The organism is Erythrobacter sp. SD-21 (genome assembly GCF_000181515.1).
Classification (GTDB): Bacteria; Pseudomonadota; Alphaproteobacteria; order Sphingomonadales; family Sphingomonadaceae; genus Qipengyuania.
The window spans coordinates 157,485-177,928 of record NZ_ABCG01000005.1; the positions used below are offsets into that span (position 1 = coordinate 157,485).

23 protein-coding genes are annotated in these 20,444 nt (G+C 65.4%); 10 read left to right on the plus strand and 13 right to left on the minus strand.

Going from position 1 to position 20,444, the window contains the following annotated elements; genetic code table 11:
- Window positions 1–2: 2 nt before the first annotated feature.
- The 10 genes from murF to ED21_RS10080 form a co-directional block, all read right to left on the minus strand.
- Window positions 3–1,484 carry a UDP-N-acetylmuramoyl-tripeptide--D-alanyl-D-alanine ligase gene (gene murF, locus ED21_RS10035; protein ID WP_006833781.1) on the minus strand — a complete coding sequence of 494 codons (1,482 nt, stop codon included), beginning with the start codon at window positions 1,482–1,484 and terminating at the stop codon, window positions 3–5.
- Complete coding sequence (locus ED21_RS10040) at window positions 1,481–2,959, minus strand: UDP-N-acetylmuramoyl-L-alanyl-D-glutamate--2,6-diaminopimelate ligase (RefSeq protein WP_006833782.1); 1,479 nt, start codon at window positions 2,957–2,959, stop codon at window positions 1,481–1,483. Before ED21_RS10040 ends, murF begins: the two co-directional genes overlap by 4 nt.
- On the minus strand, window positions 2,946–4,658 hold the full coding sequence (locus tag ED21_RS10045) for a penicillin-binding protein 2 (protein ID WP_006833783.1): 1,713 nt from the start codon (window positions 4,656–4,658) through the stop codon (window positions 2,946–2,948). The genes ED21_RS10040 and ED21_RS10045 overlap by 14 nt, the downstream gene beginning before the upstream one ends.
- Before the next feature lie 41 nt (window positions 4,659–4,699).
- Window positions 4,700–5,227 (minus strand): hypothetical protein, encoded by a 528-nt coding sequence (locus ED21_RS10050; RefSeq protein WP_006833784.1) that lies wholly within the window; start codon window positions 5,225–5,227, stop codon window positions 4,700–4,702.
- Window positions 5,227–6,165, minus strand: coding sequence for a 16S rRNA (cytosine(1402)-N(4))-methyltransferase RsmH (gene rsmH, locus ED21_RS10055; protein ID WP_006833785.1), 939 nt, complete (start codon window positions 6,163–6,165; stop codon window positions 5,227–5,229). The genes ED21_RS10050 and rsmH overlap by 1 nt, the downstream gene beginning before the upstream one ends.
- Window positions 6,162–6,647: a division/cell wall cluster transcriptional repressor MraZ gene (locus ED21_RS10060; RefSeq protein WP_034922190.1), complete on the minus strand. Its 486-nt coding sequence runs from the start codon at window positions 6,645–6,647 to the stop codon at window positions 6,162–6,164. Before ED21_RS10060 ends, rsmH begins: the two co-directional genes overlap by 4 nt.
- Before the next feature lie 372 nt (window positions 6,648–7,019).
- A complete protein-coding gene (locus tag ED21_RS10065; protein WP_006833787.1) occupies window positions 7,020–7,796 on the minus strand; it encodes a hypothetical protein in 777 nt (258 codons plus the stop codon).
- The gene (locus ED21_RS10070; protein ID WP_006833788.1) at window positions 7,777–8,142 is read right to left on the minus strand and encodes a hypothetical protein; all 366 of its coding nucleotides are present in this window, start codon (window positions 8,140–8,142) and stop codon (window positions 7,777–7,779) included. The genes ED21_RS10065 and ED21_RS10070 overlap by 20 nt, the downstream gene beginning before the upstream one ends.
- Window positions 8,143–8,174: 32 nt before the next feature.
- Window positions 8,175–9,191 carry a cysteine synthase A gene (locus tag ED21_RS10075; RefSeq protein WP_006833789.1) on the minus strand — a complete coding sequence of 339 codons (1,017 nt, stop codon included), beginning with the start codon at window positions 9,189–9,191 and terminating at the stop codon, window positions 8,175–8,177.
- A 42-nt stretch (window positions 9,192–9,233) separates the two neighbouring features.
- Window positions 9,234–9,551 (minus strand): 2Fe-2S iron-sulfur cluster-binding protein, encoded by a 318-nt coding sequence (locus ED21_RS10080; protein WP_006833790.1) that lies wholly within the window; start codon window positions 9,549–9,551, stop codon window positions 9,234–9,236.
- An 89-nt stretch (window positions 9,552–9,640) separates the two neighbouring features.
- Between ED21_RS10080 and ED21_RS10085 the strand changes: the two genes are divergently transcribed.
- Both ED21_RS10085 and ED21_RS10090 read left to right on the plus strand, forming a co-directional pair.
- A complete protein-coding gene (locus tag ED21_RS10085; protein WP_006833791.1) occupies window positions 9,641–10,258 on the plus strand; it encodes a DNA-3-methyladenine glycosylase in 618 nt (205 codons plus the stop codon).
- 30 nt (window positions 10,259–10,288) lie between these two features.
- A complete protein-coding gene (locus ED21_RS10090; protein ID WP_006833792.1) occupies window positions 10,289–11,095 on the plus strand; it encodes an SDR family oxidoreductase in 807 nt (268 codons plus the stop codon).
- A gap of 55 nt (window positions 11,096–11,150) precedes the next feature.
- Here the strand turns inward: ED21_RS10090 and ED21_RS10095 are convergent, their stop codons facing one another.
- Window positions 11,151–11,441: a 4a-hydroxytetrahydrobiopterin dehydratase gene (locus ED21_RS10095; protein WP_006833793.1), complete on the minus strand. Its 291-nt coding sequence runs from the start codon at window positions 11,439–11,441 to the stop codon at window positions 11,151–11,153.
- A gap of 58 nt (window positions 11,442–11,499) precedes the next feature.
- Here ED21_RS10095 and ccmA point away from each other — a divergent pair, with 58 nt between their 5' ends.
- Together ccmA and ED21_RS10105 are read left to right on the plus strand one after the other, a co-directional pair.
- Window positions 11,500–12,081 carry a heme ABC exporter ATP-binding protein CcmA gene (gene ccmA, locus ED21_RS10100; protein WP_006833794.1) on the plus strand — a complete coding sequence of 194 codons (582 nt, stop codon included), beginning with the start codon at window positions 11,500–11,502 and terminating at the stop codon, window positions 12,079–12,081.
- Entirely contained in the window at window positions 12,078–12,737 is a 660-nt protein-coding gene (locus ED21_RS10105) for a heme exporter protein CcmB (protein WP_006833795.1), read from the plus strand. Before ccmA ends, ED21_RS10105 begins: the two co-directional genes overlap by 4 nt.
- On the opposite strand, the gene map is transcribed toward ED21_RS10105, so the two are convergent.
- The gene (gene map, locus ED21_RS10110; RefSeq protein ID WP_006833796.1) at window positions 12,734–13,564 is read right to left on the minus strand and encodes a type I methionyl aminopeptidase; all 831 of its coding nucleotides are present in this window, start codon (window positions 13,562–13,564) and stop codon (window positions 12,734–12,736) included. The genes ED21_RS10105 and map overlap by 4 nt on opposite strands.
- 41 nt (window positions 13,565–13,605) lie before the next feature.
- Window positions 13,606–14,442 carry a PdaC/SigV domain-containing protein gene (locus ED21_RS10115; RefSeq protein ID WP_006833797.1) on the minus strand — a complete coding sequence of 279 codons (837 nt, stop codon included), beginning with the start codon at window positions 14,440–14,442 and terminating at the stop codon, window positions 13,606–13,608.
- Between the two features lie 43 nt (window positions 14,443–14,485).
- On the opposite strand from ED21_RS10115, the gene ED21_RS10120 reads away from it, so the two are divergent.
- The 6 genes from ED21_RS10120 to ED21_RS10145 all read left to right on the plus strand — a co-directional run bounded on the left by ED21_RS10120 (window position 14,486) and on the right by ED21_RS10145 (window position 20,421).
- Window positions 14,486–15,874, plus strand: coding sequence for a M17 family metallopeptidase (locus ED21_RS10120; RefSeq protein WP_006833798.1), 1,389 nt, complete (start codon window positions 14,486–14,488; stop codon window positions 15,872–15,874).
- 72 nt (window positions 15,875–15,946) lie between these two features.
- Window positions 15,947–16,300: a hypothetical protein gene (locus ED21_RS10125; RefSeq protein ID WP_006833799.1), complete on the plus strand. Its 354-nt coding sequence runs from the start codon at window positions 15,947–15,949 to the stop codon at window positions 16,298–16,300.
- Entirely contained in the window at window positions 16,290–17,234 is a 945-nt protein-coding gene (gene argC, locus ED21_RS10130; protein WP_006833800.1) for an N-acetyl-gamma-glutamyl-phosphate reductase, read from the plus strand. The genes ED21_RS10125 and argC overlap by 11 nt, the downstream gene beginning before the upstream one ends.
- Window positions 17,235–17,409: 175 nt before the next feature.
- Window positions 17,410–17,748 (plus strand): P-II family nitrogen regulator, encoded by a 339-nt coding sequence (locus tag ED21_RS10135; RefSeq protein ID WP_006833801.1) that lies wholly within the window; start codon window positions 17,410–17,412, stop codon window positions 17,746–17,748.
- A gap of 118 nt (window positions 17,749–17,866) precedes the next feature.
- On the plus strand, window positions 17,867–19,276 hold the full coding sequence (glnA, locus tag ED21_RS10140; protein WP_006833802.1) for a type I glutamate--ammonia ligase: 1,410 nt from the start codon (window positions 17,867–17,869) through the stop codon (window positions 19,274–19,276).
- Window positions 19,277–19,419: 143 nt separating this feature from the next.
- Window positions 19,420–20,421: a PilZ domain-containing protein gene (locus ED21_RS10145; RefSeq protein WP_006833803.1), complete on the plus strand. Its 1,002-nt coding sequence runs from the start codon at window positions 19,420–19,422 to the stop codon at window positions 20,419–20,421.
- Window positions 20,422–20,444: the final 23 nt, after the last annotated feature.

The following is a 20,444-nucleotide window of genomic DNA, read 5'->3' on the forward strand; positions in this document are numbered from 1 at the left end:
TCCTAACTAGCGCGGGTGAAGTGATCCACGAGCTTGCCCAGCCCGACCGAATTGGAGCCTTTGACCAGCACGGCATCGCCCGCAACGATGCCGAATTCCTGAAGCAGTCCGATTGCCTCTTCGGCCGAATTGCAATGCTCCCACTCGAGCGGATTGCCAAGCGAGTTGAAGGCGGGTTTCCCCAGTTCGCGGGCCAGTGCGCGCATCTCGTCGCCCACCAGTAACGCATAGTCGACATCGGCCGCAATCAGGGGTTCGGAAAGCCCTGCGTGGAACTTGGCCGCGAAGTCGCCGAGTTCCTTCATCGAACCGAGCACCGCGATACGGCGAGAGGATGGGGTCTGGCCCAGCTGCGCCAGCGTGGCGCGCATGCTGGCAGGGTTGGCGTTGTAGCTCTCGTCGATGAGCAGCGCCTTGCCGCCGGGCGCATCGATCCCGTGACGGGCGCCGCGGCCCTTGAGCCCGCCCATTTCGGCGAGAGCGAGGCCGGCTGCGGCCATGTCGCCGCCCGCCGCGCGGACGGTCGCCATCACGGCGAGCGAGTTGATCACCCAGTGATCGCCCGGCTCGGCCACCGTGTAGCAAAGGCGGCCGCCGCCCTTGGCGGGGTTGCCGAATTCGCAGGTCACGAGGCTGCCGCCATTCGCGCTCGGGATCGCGTCGAGGAGGCGGACATCGGCGTTCGCTGCGCGGCCGAAGCTGACGACGCTGGCGCTCATGCGCAGCGCGGCGAGGCGCAGGCGCTCGAAGTGTTCGCTATCGGCGGGAATGACCGCAACGCCGCCCGGCTCGAGCCCGGCGAAGATTTCGGCCTTGGCGTCGGCAATCGCCTCCATCGACCCGAGGTTCTCGATATGCGCGGGCGCGATGGTGGTGATGACCGCGACGTGCGGGCGGACCTGCGTGGTCAGCCCCTCGATCTCGCCAGCGTTGTTCATGCCCATCTCGAAGATGCCGAAGCGGTTGCGCGCGGGCATGCGTGCAAGGCTCAGCGGAACGCCGACATGGTTGTTGTAGCTGCGCGTCGAGCGATGCGCCGCGCCGCGGCTGGCGCGTTCGAGGCTGGCGAAGATCGCTTCTTTCACGCCGGTCTTGCCGACCGAGCCGGTCACGCCGATGATCTTGGCTTCGGTGCGGTTGCGGGCCGCGCGGGCGAGCGCTTTCAGCGCCTCGGTCGTGTCCTCGACGAGGATGTGCGGGTAGTCGACCGGGCGGTCGACGATGGCCGCAGCGGCCCCGTTGGCAAAGGCCTTGTCGAGGAAGCGGTGGCCGTCCATCGCCTCACCCTTGAGCGCGACGAACAAGTCGCCATGGACGACGTCGCGGCTGTCCATCTCGACCCCGGCGACCTGGAAATCGCTACTTGCGGTCCCGCCCACGGCCTCGGCGATGGCTTTCGAATGCCACAGCGTCAGCGGCAGCCGGTCGCGATCCTCCGCGGGCCATTCCATATAGGCCGGGTGGCGCAGGATGGCGGCGCTCATGCGTCACCTCTGGCGATGAGTGCTGCGCATTCGCGTGCGACTTCCACGTCGTCGAAGGGATGGACCCGCATGTTTTCTCCCGATCCGATGATCTGACCCGTTTCGTGGCCCTTGCCCGCGATAAGGACGATGTCGTCCTTGCCCGCTTCGGCAATGGCGGCATGGATGGCTTCGCGGCGCCCGGCCACTTCGCGCGCCTCGCCTGCGCCTTCAAGCACTGCGCGGCGGATGTCCGCAGGATCTTCGCCACGCGGATTGTCGTCGGTGACGATCACGAGGTCGCTGGCCTTGGCGGCCGCTTCGCCCATCGGCGCGCGCTTGCCGTGGTCGCGGTCCCCGCCTGCCCCGAAGACGGTGATAAGGCGGCCCGTCACATGGGGACGCAATGCGGCAATCGCAGCTTCCAGCGCGTCGGGCGTGTGGGCGTAATCGATATAGACCGGCGCACCCGAAGGCGCGATGACGGCGCGTTCAAGGCGGCCGCGCACCGGCTGGAGCCGCGCGACGGCGTCCCAGACGCGGCTCGCGTCGATCCCGGTCGCAAGCGCGAGGCCGCCAGACACCAGCGCGTTCGACACCTGGTAGGCGCCGATCAGCGGCAGGTTGATGGTCCGCTCGGTGCCTGCGTGTTCGACGGTCAGCGACTGTCCAAGCTGGGTCGGCTCGCGGTGGGTGAGACGGATGTCCTCGCCCTGCTCGCCGACGGTCATGACCGTGAGACCGCGCTGTTTCGCATGGTCGACGACGCGGGCGTTCCACCCGCTCTCGCCCGCGCCCATCCAGATGACCGCGGTAGCGCCGTCCGAGACGACCTCGTCGAAGAGGCGCATCTTGGCGGCGAAATAGTCTTCCATGTCCGCGTGGTAATCGAGGTGGTCGCGGCTGAAATTGGTAAAGCCCGCCGCTTCGACCGCGACCCCCTCGTTGCGGTATTGCGAGAGGCCGTGGCTCGAGGCCTCGTAGGCGACATGGGTCACGCCTTCGCGCGCCAGCCCGCTCATGTTCGATAGGAAGGTGACGATGTCGGGCGTGGTCAGGCCGGTCGACACGCTTTCGTCGGGCGTGGTCACACCGAGCGTGCCGATGCTGGCCGCGCGCTCGCCCGACATGCGCCAAATCTGGCGCGTCATTTCGACGCAGCTGGTCTTGCCGTTGGTGCCGGTAACCGCGACGATATGCTCGGGCGCCGGGGTGAAGAAGCCGGCGGCGAGTTCCGCGAAGCATTTCCGCGGAATGTCGCTGGCAATGTGCAGCGCGCCTTCGACCTTGGCCGCTGCGCGTGCGACCACGGCGACCGCGCCCGCCTCGATCGCGGCGGGAATGAAATCCTCGCCATTGACCTGCGCGCCCTGAAACGCGCCGAAAACGGTGCCCGGAGCGACCTTGCGGTTGTCGATGGCAAAGCCGGTGACGTTGATCTCGGCGCCGCTCGGGCAGTCGATGCCGGCGCCAACGCAGAGCTTACTCAGCTTCATTCTGGGCCTCCGGAATGAGCGGGGTGATGGCGGAAATGTCGATGTCGCGTGTGTCGTCGGGTCGCACGCCGATCAGCGGGCCGATGCGCGGTACGAGGCGGCCAACGATGGGCGCGGCGTTCCAGGCTGCGGTGCGCTGGTAGGAGCTGGCAAGCGTGCCCTTGGGCTCGTCGAGCATGGCGATCACGACATAGCGCGGGCGGTCCATCGGGAAGGCGGCGGCGAAGGTCGAAACCAGCGCGGTCCGGCGATAGCCCACCTTGCCGCCGGGCTTTTCGGCCGAGCCGGTCTTGCCGCCGACCCGGTAGCCCGGTGCATCGGCGTTGCGGCCCGTGCCGTAGATCGCAATGGCGCGCAGCATCTGGCGCATCCGGCTGGAGGTCGAGGCCTTGAATACGCGGCGGCCCTTGGGCGCTTCGCCCGGGCCCAGTTTCTTGAGTGTCGCGGGTCGATAGACACCGCCATTGACCATGGTCGCATAGGCGCTGGCGAGATGCAGCGGCGTGACGGCGATACCGTGGCCGAAGCCGACGGTCATGTTGGTGAGGCGCGCCCATTTCTCGCCCGGCCACAGCGGGAAGCCCTTTGCCGGCAGCTCGATTTCGGGACGGGCGTTCATACCGAGGTCTATCATGTACTGGCGCATGCGTTCCGGCCCGACCTCGTCGGCAATGCGGGCGGTCGTCGTATTGGAAGAATGGATCAGCGTTTCCACCGCGTTGAGATCGGCGCCCATCGCATGGCTGTCGCGAATGGTGAAGCGGCCTACCTTGACCGACGAGGCGTCGAACCGGCGGCCCAGGTCGCGGATCGTGCCGCTATCGATAGCTGCGGCTACGGTGAGCGGCTTGAAGGTCGAACCCAGCTCGTACACCTGGTTGGTGACGCGGTTGAACATGAGCTTCTGCCCTTCCGCGTCGATCTTGTTGGGATCGAATTCGGGCAGCGAGGCCAGCGCCAGCACTTCGCCCGTATCGACATCGAGCACGATGCCGGCGCCGCCCTGCGCCCGGGTCAGCTTCATGCCCCGGCGCAATTCGTCTTCGAGCGCGCCCTGCACGCGCACGTCGATCGACAGCGCGACGGGCGTTCCGCGCGTCAGCGGATCGCGCAAGTGCTTGTCGAAGACCTGCTCCATGCCCACCCGGCCCTTGCCGTCGGCTGCGACATAGCCGAGCACATGCGCGGCCATCTTGCCTTGCGGGTAGTGGCGGTCTTCCTCCATCGGCATTTCGAGCGCCAGCTCGCCGATGTCCTGCACTCGGTTGGCCTCTTCGGGCAGCAGGCGCCGCCGGATGTAGCCGCCGCTCCCGCTGGCGAGCTGGGCGGTCACTGCCTTCTCGTCCAGAGCGGGGAAGATCGTTTGGAGCTTTGCCGCGACCGCTGCGGGCTCGGCCACGAGCGGGGCCTCTCCCTCGCCCAGCGCCTCGGGATTGAACCACAGGGCATAAGCCGGGAAAGCGCGCGCCATCGGCACGCCATTGCGATCGACGATCTCGCCGCGATCGGGCAAGAGCGCCGCCTCGAGCGACGTCGCGCGCGCGCCATCGCCCCCGGCACCGAGATAGATGATGCGAGCCAGCGCCATGACCGCGACGAGCGCGAAGCCCAGCGCGATCCACAAGACGCGCCAGCGCGCCAGGTCGAGCGATTTCTGGCGAATGCTGACGAGCTGCACGCGGCCGCTCGCCAAAGCCATGCTCACCGCTCCCGGTCCTCCGTGGAGAGCGGAGAATGCGTTCACCGGGCTGCCTCGGCCATGGCTACCGAGGCGCTGGCCGGCCGCGCAAGGCGCTGGGCGAGGCTGGTTGCAAGCCGCTCGGCAGGCTGGCTTTCGACCACCGCTACGGCAAGCGCCTGACCACCCTCGGAAGGTTCGTCATCGCTCATCCAGTCGCCGAACAGGCTGTCATCCTCAACCGGGCCGGTGTCGGCCTTGGCAACGCGGATCGGCTGGGGCGCGCCCAGTCCGCGCGGCGTGCCGAGCGCGGCAAGCTGGCGTTCGTGCTCGACATACTGGTCGGCACGCGGGGCGTTGTAGCCGAATTCCACCTGGTTCCACGCCGCGAGCTGCTGCTGGCTGGCACGGGTCTGGAATTCGGTTTCGAGCATCAGCTTGGAGCGTTCCGCTGCAATGATCTGGCGTTCGATCAGGCGCACGTCGCTCTTCACGGCGTTCACCTGGAAGGTAAGCGCGAGGAACAGGGCAACGCAGGCCCCGAGAAGGAGCAACCAGCCGATCTGGCGAACGCGTGAGGTGCGGGACATCAGGCAGCCTCCCTCGCCGGTGCGGCGGTGCGGACCGCGTGGCGCAGCACCGAAGAGCGCGCACGCGGGTTGCGGTCGATCTCGGCTTCGGTGGGCTTGATCGCCTTGGAAACGGGAGAGAAGACCGGATCGACCTGTGCTGCCATGGGGACGTGACGCGAGCCGCTCGGGGTCGAGGATGCCTCGCGCAGGAAGCGCTTGACGATCCGGTCTTCGAGGCTGTGGAAGCTGACCACCGCAAGGCGGCCCCCTTCGCGCAGCAGGTGTTCGGCGGCCGACAACCCTTGGGACAGTTCGTCGAGTTCGCCGTTCACGTGAATTCTGATGGCCTGGAAGGTCCGGGTGGCCGGGTCCTTCTTATCATGCGGCTTGTGACCCAGCGCCTTGCGCACGACACGGGCGAGGTCGCCGGTCGTCTCCAGCGGACGCGCGGCCACGATCGCGCGGGCAACGCGGCGCGACTGGCGCTCTTCGCCATACTGGTAGACCACGTCCGCTATGGTGCTTTCCGCCGCGGTGTTCAGGAAGTCGGCCGCGCTTTCGCCATCCTGGCTCATGCGCATGTCGAGCGGGCCGTCGGCGGAAAAGGCAAAGCCGCGATGCGCCTGGTCCAGCTGCATCGAGGAGACGCCGATATCCATGACCACGCCGTCCACGCGCTCCACACCGGCAGCGCGCATGACTTCCAGCATCTCCGAAAAGCGATGCGGGTGGAGGATTAGGCGGGGCGGAGTTTGCTCCGTCTCCCGCCACGTGCGACCCGAAGCAATGGCGTCGGGGTCTCGGTCGAATGCATGAACGGTCGCGCCGCGTTCGAGCAGCGCGCGCGTGTAGCCGCCCGCGCCGAACGTGGCGTCGATAAGCACATCGCCCGGCTGCGGGTTCAGCGCTTCGACGACTTCGTCAAGCAGGACGGGAATGTGGGGCGCGCCGCTCATTTGCCTTTCGCCTTTGCATCGGCAAGCAGGCTTTCGCAGGCAGCCTTGGCGCTGGCCCAGTCGTCGCCCATCTCGGCGAGCTCGCTCGGGTTCCACAGCGTGAAGAAGCGACCGCCGCCCTGGAAATAGAGGCCGTCCTCGATCTTGCCGAGGGCGCGCAGATGTTCGGGCATGACGAAGCGGCCACTGTCGTCGAAAGGCATTTCGACGAAGCCGAACAGCTGGCTGGCACGGGTGTCGCGGTCGAAATCGCGGTTCAGGCGGATCGCCATCTCTTCCTCGCGGTCGAGCTGGGCATCGAGCTCTTCCTTGCGGCTGAGACCGAAGCCGACGAGGCAGTTCCAGGTGGGATGCTTCATGAGGCACAGGACGCGGCCGTCGGAACTTTCCTTCACGGCCTTGCGGAACAGAGGCGGAAGCACAAAGCGGCCCTTATCGCCCGCAGGCGAATAGGCTTGTCCGCTGTACCCTCCGAATTGCACTGCCTGTCCCCGCGCTCTGGCCCCAGTCGGCGTTTTCACCTCTCCACCAGACACACCTCCTCCGTCCGCAAAAGCACGCGCTTTCACGGCGCGCCCGCATTAGCGGCGCGCGCAACGACACTGGCATGTCCGATGTCTGAGTGATTTATCGCGGAAGGCGCGGGGATGGAAGGGAAAACTGCGGGATTTTACGGGATTAACCCGCAACAAATTGATTTAGTTATACTTTTACTCCTAAAAGCCTGTTGAAATCTCTAAGATTTCGTTAACGTCGCTTATGGAAAACCGCAGAAGTTCCGTCACTTCCCGTGAACCTCCCGTGCCATTCCCGGGAAATCCCCGCCCGAGTCCCGCGATTTCCCGTGTCAGAGTTCAGCCTGGAAAAATACGAAGGAGAAGATCGCGAAGCGCGCCGCTGCGGGCAGCACCTTCTTCGTGGTCGTCGAGCAGGGCGGCGTCGGCGACCATTAGCGCCCGCCCCTTGCCGAGACGGCAATCCGCCACCAGCCTGTCGACGAGCAAGGCGCATTCGTCCCCGCCCGCGCCGCCGCGCAATTCGAAGTGACCCGCAAGCTCGACCGGCAGGACGAGATCGTCCGCAGCGACGCCGCGTAATCCCGCCCGCTGCCCCTCATCGAAACGCAGCACAAGCCCCCAATGCGCAAGAAGCGGCGAGAGCACTACCATGTCATGCGGGCGACGCGGGTCGCCAAGCGGATAGTCGCTGTGCTGAGTCAGCATCGGGTCGGCGAAGACCAGCGCACTTCCGCCGTTTCGCACCCACGCGTCGAAAGCCACGTTCTCGGAAGGCGCCAGCGGGCGCGGCTGGGCGAGGATGACACGATCCAGCCCTAGCAGCGCGTCTTCTTCGAGCGTGTCGAGGGGGACGATTTTGCCCTCTTCCTCCAGCACGCTGCGGACCCAGCCCTGTTCGCCTGCCCCCTCGAGGATTGCCGCGACATCACCGCCCTCGCCCCAGTAGATCGGCAGAGTGGAGAAGAGGCCGAGGCGTTCGCCTTCCTGCCCATCGATGCTCCTGGCCGCTTCCGCTTGCGGCGCGATCGCGTCCGTGGCCGGCTCCGGTTCGCCATGGCAACCGGCAAGCAGGACAGGGAAGAGTGCGGCGAGCCTAAGGCTGGCGCTGGTCATTTTCGGGAGTGGCCTGTTCGGGAACGACGGCGGGCGACTGGCTGGGCGTGGGAGAAGGCGCATCCGGGAGGTCGGGTACCACGCCCGCTTCGACCAGCGGATCGTTCTGCGTGACCGTCTCGCTCGGCTCGGTCGTCGGCGCGGCGGCCGGGACGGCGGCGGCATCGACCTCGCGCGTGCGATCCTGGATCAGGCTGGCCAGGCCGACCAGCAGCACCATAAGAACGACACCGCCAATGCCGAACTGGAGACGCTGCACCGATTGCGAGCGCGTCCCGCCGAGCGGAAGATCGGTGGGATCGCTCGGTCCGGGAGCGTTGCGGGTAAGATCGAGGCCACGCGGCATGGGGCGAATCTTGGGCCTCGCGGCGCGCTTCGTCAATCGCTGTCCTCGAGCCAGTCGAACACCGGCAAGTCCTTCGAGCGCAACCAGTCCGCGTTATAGAGCGTGGAGAGATAGCGGAAGCCCGTGTCGCACAGGATGGTTGCAACCCTCGAGTTCTCGCGCCCCTCGGCAACCAGATGTCTGCCCAGCGCCACCGCGCCGGCAACGTTGATCCCGCTCGACAGGCCGAGGCACAAACCTTCCTCGCGCAGCAGGCGGGAGACCCAGTTCAGCCCCTCCTCGTCCGAAATACGGAACTGCGTGTCGATCGGAGCGCCTTCGAGATTGCCGGTGATGCGGCCCTGCCCGATTCCCTCCGCGACCGAGGAGCCCTCGCCCTTCAATTCGCCATTGGCGTAGTAATTGTAGAGCGCCGCACCATGCGGATCGGTCAGCGCGATAGTGACGGTCTCGTCCAGTTCCTTCAGCCCCATGCCGACACCGGCGATGGTGCCGCCGGTGCCCGCTGCGCAGGTGAAACCGTCGATCCGGCCTTCCAGCTGCTCCCAAAGTTCCTTGGCGGTGCCTTCGATATGCGCCTTGCGATTGGCAATGTTGTCGAACTGGCCCGCCCAGATCGCGCCATCGGTTTCTTCCGCCATCCGGCGCGAGACGTGCTGGAAATGCTGCGGATCGGCGTATTTGGTCGGCGGCACGGTCACCAGCTCCGCCCCCAGAGCGCGCAGGGTCTGCATCTTCTCGCGGCTCTGGTTGTCGGGCATCACGATGATCGTGCGATAGCCCAGCGCGTTAGCGACCAGCGCGATGCCGATGCCGGTGTTGCCCGCGGTGCCTTCCACCACGCAGCCGCCCGGTTTCAGCTCGCCACGCGCCTCGGCATCACGGATGATATAGAGCGCGGCGCGGTCCTTCACGCTGGCGCCGGGGTTGGCGAATTCGCATTTGCCGTAGATATCGCAGCCGGCTTCCTCGCTCGGCCCGGCAAGACGGACGAGCGGGGTGTTGCCGATGAGGTCGAGCGTGCGCTCGCGTACGGGGATCTGTGTCATGCTGGCCGAGGTAGAGGGCGCCCTACTCGCGCGCAAACAACATCAATCTTCAGGGGCGATAGTAACCTTCAGCCCGTCGAGTTCGCCGGTGAAGGGGATCTGGCAGGACAGGCGTGAGGTATCGACGCGGTGATCGCTGCTTTCGAGCAGATCGTCCTCGTCCTCGCTCATTTCCGGCAGCTTGCCGGTGAAAGCGGGGTCGACATGGACGTGGCAGGTCGCGCAGGAGCAGCAGCCGCCGCACAGGGCGAGGAGTTCGTCGAAACCGTTGTCGCGGATGGCTTCCATCACGGTGAGGCCGTTTTCGACCTCGATTTCGGAAGTCTCGCCTTCGCGGGTAGTGACGATCAGCTTGGGCATCGATGCATGTCCTGTGTTGCCTTGCCCGCCGCGCGGGCCCTATGCGAGGGGCTGCTATTCAAAGCGAGGCGGGAAGGCAAGCCAAAGACATGGGGTTAACCAACGCTCAGCTGCGCGACCACCTCGACGCCGTCGCCGCGCAGGACCCGGTGGTGGCCGGCGCCATCCAGCGGGTCGGCTATCCCGAAGAGCGCATCCGCCCGACCGGTTACCGCACGCTGCTCAGAACCATCGTGGGCCAGCAGGTCAGCGTCGCCGCGGCCTCCTCGGTTTGGGGCAAACTCGAAGCCGAACTGGGCGAGGATATGCACACAGGCGAACTTCTCGCGCGCGATTTCGACACGCTGCGCGCTTGCGGCCTTTCGCGCCAGAAGCAGGGCTACGCCCGAAGCCTGTGCGAACTGGTGGAAGGCGGCGAACTCGATCTGGAAAACCTGCCGCAGGACGACGAGGCCGCGATTGCCGAGCTGACCCGGATCAAGGGCATCGGGCGCTGGTCGGCGGAAATCTACCTGCTCTTCGCAGAAGGCCGTCAGGACATCTGGCCTGCAGGCGACCTTGCCGTGCAGGCGGCCTGCGGGAAGCTGTTCGACCTGTCCGAAAGGCCCAGCGAAAAGCGGACGCGTGCGCTTGCGGAAGGGTGGAAGCCGTATCGCGGCGCGATGGCCATCTTTACCTGGCATGCCTATGCCAACCCGGCGCTCTGAAGCGACAAAACCAAAAAAGAGAGAGGGACTATGACCACGCGCAAGGCAATATTCGTCACTGGCGGCGCTTCGGGGATCGGGCGCGCCATCGCGCTCTATTTTGCGGAGCGCGACTGGTTCGTGGGCGTGGGCGATGTCGACGAGGCTGGCATGCGCGAAACTCTCGGCCTGATGAAGCACGGCTTCAGCTACCAGCACACCTTCGACGTGCGCGACCGCGAGGCGTGGGACCGTGCGCTCGATGGCTTCGCCACTGCCGCCGGCAGCCGGATCGACGTGCTGGCCAACAACGCGGGCATTCCGCTGGGCGGCGCGCTGGAGGAAAACAGCGTGGCGGAAATCGAACGCTGCCTCGATATCAATCTGAAGGGCGTGCTGTTTGGCGCGCAGACGGTCTATCCCTGGCTCAAGAAGACTGCGCCCGGTTCCTGCCTGCTCAACACCGCGAGCGCGGCGGGCATCTACGGCACGCCCGGCGCGAGCGTGTATTCGGCGACCAAGTTCGGGGTGCGCGCCATCACCGAAAGCCTCGACGGGGAATGGGCGGAGGACGGCATCAAGGTCCGCTCGATCATGCCCAGCTTCATCGACACGCCGCTGCTCGATCACAATCCCAATGCCAAGAGCAACGAGGACATCCGCACCCGCGTCACCGACGCCGGGCTGGAGATCACGCAGGTCGAGGAAGTGGCCAAGGCCGCCTGGGACGCGGTGCATGGCGACAAGCTCCACACCACCGTCGGCAAGACCGCCAAGCAACTTGCTTTCGGTGCGCGCTGGATGCCCGGCAAGGTCCGCAAGCAGACCCGCGCCTCGGCCCGCCCGCTCGGCAAGTAGGGGCACGCTCGAAGATGACGCTGGACCTCACACCCCGGCAGCGCGAGGGTAATTTCTAGACCAGCTTGTCGATCTTCTTGGCCATGTTCACGTCGCGAAGGGAGAGGCCGCCCGCGTCATGCGTGGTCAGGGTGATGTCCACCTTGTTGTAGACGTTGAACCATTCGGGATGGTGATCGCGCTTTTCAGCGATGATCGCGATGCGCGTCATGAAGGCGAAAGCCTCGGCGAAATCGGCGAATTCGAAGCTGCGTTCGATTGCCTTACCTTCGCGCGCCAGCGACCATTCGGGCAGCGCGCGCAGCCAGGTGTCGCGTTCTTCGGCGGTCAGTTCTTCGACGGGCATCTTGAGCGAATCCTGTGTTGCTTGTGGCTAGCGCGGCTTTTGCCTATCGCACCCAACCATGCAAGCGCAGCTCACCGCGAAAGATATTGCCTGCCGCCGCGGCGAGAGACTGCTCTTCAAGGGGTTGTCGCTGGCGTGCGAGGCGGGCGATGCGCTGCATGTGGCCGGTGCGAACGGGGTCGGAAAGTCGAGCCTGATCCGCATCCTTGCCGGCCTCTTGCGCCCCTTCACTGGCGAAATTTCCACGACCGGCGATATAGGCCTCATTGACGAACGGCTTGCGCTGGACGCGAACCAGCCGCTGGGACGCGCCCTTGCGTTCTGGGAGCGGCTCGACGGCTGCAGCGATTCAGGCCGAGCGTTCGATCTGCTCCAGCTTGATGAGCTGCTCGACATTCCGGTACGATACCTCTCGACCGGCCAGAAGAAGCGTGCCGCGCTCGCCCGTTTGCTCAACCGTAATTGCCCGATCTGGCTGCTCGACGAGCCGCTGAACGGTCTCGATGCGCAGGCTCAGGCGAGCGTGGAAGCGCTGGTGGCGCAGCATTGCGCAGGCGGCGGCATCGCCGTGGTCGCCTCGCACCAGGCGATTGCCCTTCCCGGTGGCCGGACACTCGCGATTGAGGACTTCGCGGCATGAGCGCGGCCATCACTCTGCTCCGACGCGATCTCGGCTTGCTCCTGCCCGGCGGGAGCGGAGGCGGCGGCGTGCTGCCGCTCTTGTTCTTCCTCGCGGTGGCGATGCTCTATCCCTTCGCCGTCGGGCCGGATGCGCAATTGCTCGCGCGCACGGGCGGCGGCGTGATCTGGGTCGCGGCGTTGCTGGCCGCGATCCTGCCTTTGGAGAAGTTGGTCGCGAGCGATCTCGAGGCGGGCGTCTTCGACCAGTTGCACCTGCGCGGCATTTCGGAGGAGCTTGCCATGATGGTGCGTCTCGCCGCCCACTGGCTCGCCTTCGCTCCGCTGCTGCTACTCGCTACCCTGCCCGCTGCGGCCCTGCTGGGATTGACGGGCGAGACGACCCGCACCGTTCTTCTCGGCCTCATGGCCGGCACGCCGGGTCTTGCCGCCGTCGGCCTTGCAGTGGCCGCGCTCACGGCGGCGATGCGCGGCGGCGCGGCGCTAGCGGGGCTGATGGTGATCCCGCTTGCCGTCCCGATCCTGATCTTCGGGGCTGGCGCGCTGGGCCGGCCCGATCCGTCCGCCCTGTTGCTGACCGCGTCGATAAGCCTCGGCCTGGTCGCGCTGGCGCCCTTCGCCGCGGCAGCTGCGATAAGGGCCGCTCGGGAGACTTAGGCGTAGGGCGGCTTGTGCAATCCCTTGGGGCTGGTGGTGAAGATTTCGACCCCGTCCTCGGTAATGCCGATGGAGTGTTCGAACTGGGCGGAAAGCGATTTGTCGCGCGTCACTGCAGTCCAGCCGTCGCTCAGCATCTTGGCGTGCGGACGGCCCAGATTGATCATCGGTTCGATGGTGAAGAACATGCCGGGCTTCAGCAGCGGGCCCGTGCCCTTGCGGCCCGTGTGGATCACTTCGGGCGCATCATGGAACAGGCGGCCGAGGCCATGGCCGCAGAATTCCTGTACCACGCCATAGCGGTGCTGGCGGGCGTGCGCCTCGATCACCGCGCCGATATCGCCTAGCCGCGCGCCCGGCTGGCGTGCGGCCTCGATGCCGAGCATGAGGCATTCATAGGTCACGTCGACCAGCTTGCGCGCCTTCAGCGCCGGTTCGCCGGCGAAGAACATCCGGCTGGTATCGCCGTGCCAGCCGTCGAGCAGCGGGGTCACGTCGATATTGACGATATCGCCATCCTTCAGCGCCTTGTCTGACGGGATGCCGTGACAGATCACGTGATTGATCGAAGTGCAGCAGCTGTGCGCATAGCCGCGATAGCCCATGGTCGCCGGCACCGCGCCGGCGTCGAGCATCATCTCGCGCGCCTTGTCGTCGATCTGGCCAGTGGTAACGCCCGGCTTCACGAAACCGGTCAGCTCGTCGAGGATTTCCGCCGCAAGGCGCCCGGCCTTGCGCATGCCTTCGAAGCCTTCCGGCCCGTGGAGCTTGATGGTCCCGTCACGATAGACGGTCTGGTCGCTGTCGATTACCTGATATTCGGTCATGCGCGTCCATGTAGCGACGCGGCGCCCAAATTGCGAGTATCCTAACGCTTTACGCTGAAAGCGCTGGCATATTCCGGCTTTACGGCGTCGAGCACCGAACCCGTGACGGGAAAATTGAGCTCGTAATCCCCTTCGGCATAGGCGCCTGCGACATAGGGGCCGAAATAGACCCCGATGCGGTCGAACGTCTGCCCGTTCGAAGAACCGATGAGGAGGCTTGCCTCGTCAAGACCCGGGCAATCATTGAAGGCGCCGCCTGACGAGCGGTCCACGGCCATTCCGCGCTTGCGCTCGCGCGCCCGATCCAGGGCCTCGCAAAGGCGTGCGCCCAAAGCATTCTCGAGCGCGACGGGCGAGTTGAAAAGCTCGATGCCGGCAAGCGAGCGAGCCCGCTCCTTGTCCCAAACGAGGGACTGCTTTCCGTAAATGCCGTGTGCCCCGCCGGTATATTCGTAAAGGTTTGCCGAAAGGCTGAGGTAGCCGGGAAGATCGGCCACGACCTGCCATTCCTTTTCGTAGCCGCGGCTCTTGCACGACACGCAATCGCCGGGGAAGTCGACCAGCGATTGCTCCCACTCGCGTCTTTGCGTTGTCAGCGCGCTGGTCCGTTCCTTATCGAGCTGAACGGCGAGTGGCTCGATGCGGGCGACCTCGCGCGGCCAGCTGTAGCTGAATTCCCGCGTTCCGCCGTCACGCTGCTCCTGATCGTCGAAGGTGAAAGCCTGCACCGCGTCCGCATTCAGGGCGTCCGGCGCCTTCGGTGATGCGGGGGCTCGCGGATTTTCCGGCCCGGCAATCGGTTGGCCAGTTTCGTCCCCACCCGGCGCGCAGGCCGCGCTCGACAGGGCGAGGGAAATCAGGAACAGGGGCGTACGCATCGAATTACCTTGGCACGAAGCAGATTAATCCGAGGGGAATACCATGGCCGACAAGACCAACCTAGTTCAAGCGGACCGCGGACAGGACGCTATCCCCATCCATCTCGTGAACAAGGACGGGTTCAACGACTGGGCCAAGTCGCTTTCTTCCGGCCAGCGTGCCGCGCTCGAGGCGCAAAAGTTCGACGGCAGTGGCTACCAAGTCGGCATAGTGCCCGATGGCGATGGCTGGTTTGCCGTAGGCGGCGTGGCCGATCCGGATGAATTGTCCAGCTGGTGCATGGCGAAACTCGCCGAGGCGCTGCCTGCCGGGACCTATCGCCGCGCCGAGGGCGAGCCCGGCCCTGCCGTGCATGGCTGGCAGACCGCGCAATACAGCTTCACCCGGTACAAGAAACCGGACAAGCCCGTGGGGCCGCGCGTGCTGCTGACCAAGGATGCCAAGCGGATCGATGCCGCGCTGGCCGAGGCGCGCGCCGTGTGCCTCGTGCGCGATCTCGTCAACACGCCCGCCGAGGACATGGGCCCCGCCGCGCTGGAAGAGCAATGCGAGCGGCTGGCCAAGGAGCACGGCGGCAAGTTGACAGTGACCCGCGGCGACCAGCTCGAACAGGGCTATCCCATGGTCCACGCCGTGGGCCGCGCCGCGACGCGCCACCACGCCCCGCGCATCATGCACCTCACCTGGGGCAAGGAAAGCGATCCCGTGATTGCGGTGGTCGGCAAAGGTGTGTGCTTCGACAGCGGCGGCCTCGACGTGAAGAGCTCCTCGGGAATGCTGCTGATGAAAAAGGACATGGGCGGCGCGGCGCACGCCATCGCGCTGGCCGGACTGATCATGGGCGCGAAACTGCCGGTGCGGCTCCACCTCCTCGTCCCGGCGGTCGAGAACGCGATTTCCGGCAACAGCTTCCGCCCCGGCGATGTTCTCAAGTCGCGCAAGGGGCTGACCGTGGAAATCGGCAACACCGATGCCGAAGGCCGCCTCATCCTCGGCGATGCACTCACCCGCGCGAGCGAGGAGGAACCGGAACTGATCCTCGATTTCGCCACGCTGACCGGCGCGGCGCGCGTGGCGCTCGGCCCCGACTTCCCCGCCCTAATGGCGCGCAAGGACGCGACGGCCGATGCGCTGATCGAAGCCGGCAAGGCGCATGACGACCAACCCTGGCGCCTGCCCCTGCCCGAAGCCTATGCCGAGTGGCTCAATTCCGAGATCGCCGACACCAACAACGCGCATGGCAACGCCTTCGCCGGAGCCAGCGTGGCGGGCCTGTTCCTCGACAAGTTCGTGGGCGACGGCATCGACTGGGCGCATTTCGACACTTTCGCATGGCGGCCTTCCGCCAAGCCGGGACGACCCAAGGGCGGCGATGCCTACGGCCTGCGCGCCGCCTGGCACATGCTCCAGAACCGTTTCAAAGCGGCATAGTCCGTGCGTCCGACTTGCCCAGCGCAAGGGACGGGGTTAAGCGCTCCCGCACCGCAAAAGGGAAAGAAATACGTGAGCGCAGCCGCCGATTACACACTGCCTGAAGGGATCGTGGGACTGAAGGGACCGGTGCAGAAGCCTGCTCCGGGAACGCTGCCCCTGCGCGGCGACCTTGCGCATGTCGCGCTGGCCGATGGCTATCTGGCCGCGCATTACGTCATCCCGCACGCGCACAAGATCGGCGATGCCGATGTGACGCTCAAGCTGAACTCGCGCGACGATGCGGAAGACGGCGCGACCCTGTCCGCCGGATCGGACGTCGAGCTGCTCGATTGCGAAGGCGATTGGGTATGGCTGACCCGCGGCCCGCAAGGCCCCAGCGGCTACGCGCACATCAGCGCGCTCGCGCCCGACATTGACGCATAGCGTCTTCATCGACGGGGCGGCGGGGACGACCGGCCTCGAGATTGCCGAACGGCTCAAGGGCCGCAGCGAATTTACGCTGATCACGCTCGACGACGCGCAGCGCAAGGATGCGAACGCCCGGCGCGAAGCCTTGAACGATGCCGATGTCGCGATCCTGTGCCTGCCCGACGAGGCGGCGATCGAGGCGATCGAACTGCTCGACCCGGCCAGCGGCACGCGGGTAATCGACGCCTCTTCCGCCCATCGCACCGCCGAGAACTGGTGTTACGGCTTTCCCGAACTCAACGGGCGCGAACGCGTGGCCGACGCGCGCCGGGTCAGCAATCCGGGCTGCTATCCTACCGGCTTCCTCGCTCTAATCGCGCCGCTGGTGCGCAAGGGACTTCTGCCCGCCGACTGGCCCTACACCGTGCACGCCGTCAGCGGTTTTTCCGGCGGGGGCAAGGGCCTGATCGAGCGGTTCGAGATCTTCGAACCCTCCCCCGCCTTTCGCGCCTATGGCCTGGCGATGGGGCACAAGCACCTGCCCGAAATGCAGGCCCATGCGCAGCTCACCCATCCTCCGGTGTTTTCCCCGGCCGTGGTCGATGCCTATCGCGGCATGGTGGTCGAAGTGCCGCTGGCGCTGGGGCTGATCGATGGTGCCGTCGATGCTGGGGCGCTGCTCGAGGCTCTGGAACGCTTCTACGAAGGCTCGCCAATCGTCCGCGTCCACCCCGATTTCGGCCTGCCCGTCGAATTGCTGGTCAAGCCCGATGCCCCCGCGCGCGACGACATGGAACTGTTCGTCTTCGCTTCTCCCGATCGCTCGCAGGCGCGCCTCATGGCCACCCTCGACAATCTCGGAAAGGGAGCGAGCGGGGCCGCAGTGCAGAACCTCAACCTCCTGTGCGGCCTGCCGGAAACAGCGGGGCTGCACTTGCCGATTGCCTAATTATTGTGCAGCCTCAGGCCATACTTTGGGCACTAGGCTCCAAGCCGCCAACCCATCACCGCGCATTTCCGCCATTCGCGCGCTTGGCACGTTTCTTGGAACACCGCGCGAAAGAACACATTAGGTCTGTGTGCGGCCTCTTCGCGCACAGGCCAGAGACGGGACCGGTGGACAGGTGAAAAAGATCGAAGCGATCATCAAGCCCTTCAAGCTCGACGAGGTGAAGGAGGCGCTGCACGAAATTGGCGTATCCGGCATCACGGTGACCGAGGCCAAGGGCTTCGGCCGCCAGAAGGGTCACACCGAACTCTACCGCGGGGCCGAATATGTCGTCGACTTCCTGCCCAAGGTGAAGCTCGAAGTGGTCGTGCCCGAGGATATCGCCGAACGCACTGTCGAAGCCATCGCCAGCGCAGCGCAGACCGGCCGCATCGGCGACGGCAAGATTTTCGTATCCTCCATCGAAAGCGCGCTGCGGATCCGCACCGGCGAGAAAGACGACGACGCGATCTAGCTACCTCCCCCTCCCGCTTGCGGGAGGGGGTCGGGGGGTGGGCCACAGGGGCCGCTCTCCACCAACCCACAACTAGCCCCTCCCGCAGGCGGGAGGGGAATTGAAGAAGGAAGAATTCATGGCAAGTGCGAAGGACGTCCTCGAGCGTATCAAGGACGAGGAAATCGAGTGGGTCGACCTGCGCTTCACGGACCCCAAGGGCAAGTGGCAGCACCTGACCATGGTCGCCAAGACGCTCGATGAGGACCAACTCGAAGACGGCCTGATGTTCGACGGCTCGTCGATCGCCGGCTGGAAGGTCATCAACGAAAGCGACATGATCCTGAAGCCCGACCTCGAACGCGTCTATGTCGACCCGTTCAGCGCAGAACCGATGCTGATCATGTTCTGCGACATCGTCGAACCCTCGACCGGCGAATGGTACGCCCGCGACCCGCGCACGACCGCCAAGCGCGCCGAGGCCTTCCTCAAGTCGACCGGTCTCGGCGACACCATCTACGTCGGTCCGGAAGCCGAATTCTTCATGTTCGACGATGTCCGCTTCGAAGACGGCTATGCAGGATCGGGTTACGCCATCGACGACATCGAACTTCCGACCAACAGCGGCAAGGAATACGAGAGCGGCAATCTTGCCCATCGTCCGCGCGCCAAGGGTGGCTATTTCCCCGTGGCCCCGGTCGACAGCGCCGTCGACATTCGCGGCGAAATGGTCTCGACCATGATCGAAATGGGCCTCAATTGCGACAAGCACCACCACGAGGTGGCCGCCGCGCAGCATGAGCTTGGCCTCACCTTCGGAACGCTGGTCGAAACCGCCGACAACATGCAGATCTACAAGTATGTCGTGCACCAGGTCGCGCATATTTACGGCAAGACCGCGACCTTCATGCCCAAGCCGATCAAGGACGATAACGGTTCGGGCATGCACACCCACATGTCGATCTGGGACGGTGGCAAGCCGACCTTCGCCGGCAACCAGTATGGCGGTCTCAGTGAAAACTGCCTCTACTACATCGGCGGCGTCATCAAGCACGCCAAGGCCCTCAATGCCTTCACCAACCCGACCACCAACAGCTACAAGCGCTTGGTGCCGGGCTTTGAAGCGCCGGTGCTGCTCGCCTATTCGGCGCGCAACCGTTCGGCATCGTGCCGCATCCCCTATGGTGCGGGCGACAAGGCAAAGCGCGTCGAGTTCCGCTTCCCAGACGCGATGGCCAACCCCTATCTCGCCTATGCCGCGCTGCTGATGGCCGGTCTCGACGGCATCCAGAACAAGATCCATCCGGGCGAAGCGATGGACAAGAACCTCTACGACCTGCCCCCGGCAGAGCTCGCCGACGTTCCGACTGTCTGCGGTTCGCTTCGTGAGGCGCTCGAGGCGCTGGAAGCCGATCACGAGTTCCTGCTCAAGGGCGACGTCTTCACCAAGGACCAGGTCGACGCCTACGCCGAACTGAAGTGGGACGAAGTCCTGCGCGTCGAAACCACGCCCTGCCCGGCGGAGTTCGATATGTATTACAGCGCTTAAGCCTCGCACCAAAAAGATGAGGGCGTCGGGTTCTGCCCGGCGCCCTTTCTTTTGCGCGGAAAGGAGAGTGATGAGCCTAAACTGTTTCTTAGTATCACCGCTCTAGGCTCCCTTTGAGAGCTTACGGCGGACCTAGGACAGGCATGAATTTCTGGCGCAAGGACATACCTCAGGATGAGGCGCAGACGCGCGCCGACGTGATCATCCAGAAGAAAAAGCGCAAGCAGGACCCCCAGGCCTCGGGTCTCGGCGCGGTGGCTATTCCGCGCAACGGTCCGCGCGCGATCCACCAGCGCAACGAGGATCGCCACGTCCTGCGCGGGAAGAAGGCCCGCGCGGACATCGGCGGCAATATCCACGAAGTTTGCCTGCTCAACATCTCATCCAACGGGGTTATGATTGAAAGCGGCCTCGATCTGGCAATCGGACAGGAAGTGTACCTCTCGATCGAGGACTGCGCCCCGATCACGACTGCGGTGCGTTGGCTGCGCTCGGGGCGAATCGGTCTCGAATTCATCGCCGAGACGGTGATCATCGCCGATGCCGGTGTGCAGGACTATGTCGTCAAGACGATCCGGCACGAACTAGAAGCGGCGGGAGGTGCGGCGGGCCTCGCCGTAGGGTCCGAACGGCGCGAGCGTTCGACCCGCCACAACCTCGTCTTCGTCGCCAAACTGCGTTGGAAAAAGCGCGAGGCGACCGCGCGCCTGCGCAATATTTCGCGCAGCGGGGCCATGATCGCGCTTGCCGACAGTGTCGATCTTGCGGTGGGACAGGACGTCACGCTATCGCTCGCCAACGCCGGCGATATCGCGGCCCGTGTACGGTGGGCTGTCGACCGCCAGTTCGGCCTCGAGTTCCTCGAGGATTTCGACGTGTCGCTCCTTGTGAAGGAGTTCTGCGCCGAGCTGGAGCCTAGCGACGATGCCTCGGGCCTTGGCCGGAGCAAGGAAGTCTGGTCCCCGTCGGCGGAAGATTTCGACATCCTCAACATGCGTCTCGGCAAGGTCGAAAATCCCCACAAAGCCCCTGACATGGCCTATGGCAGACTGACCTTGGACGAGGTCTATGCAACGCTCTATCCGGAAGGCCGGCCGGAAGGTTCGGACAAGGACGGCGAGGAATCCCCCGGTGCCGAGGGCTGATCCTCAAACCGGATTTCCTACTT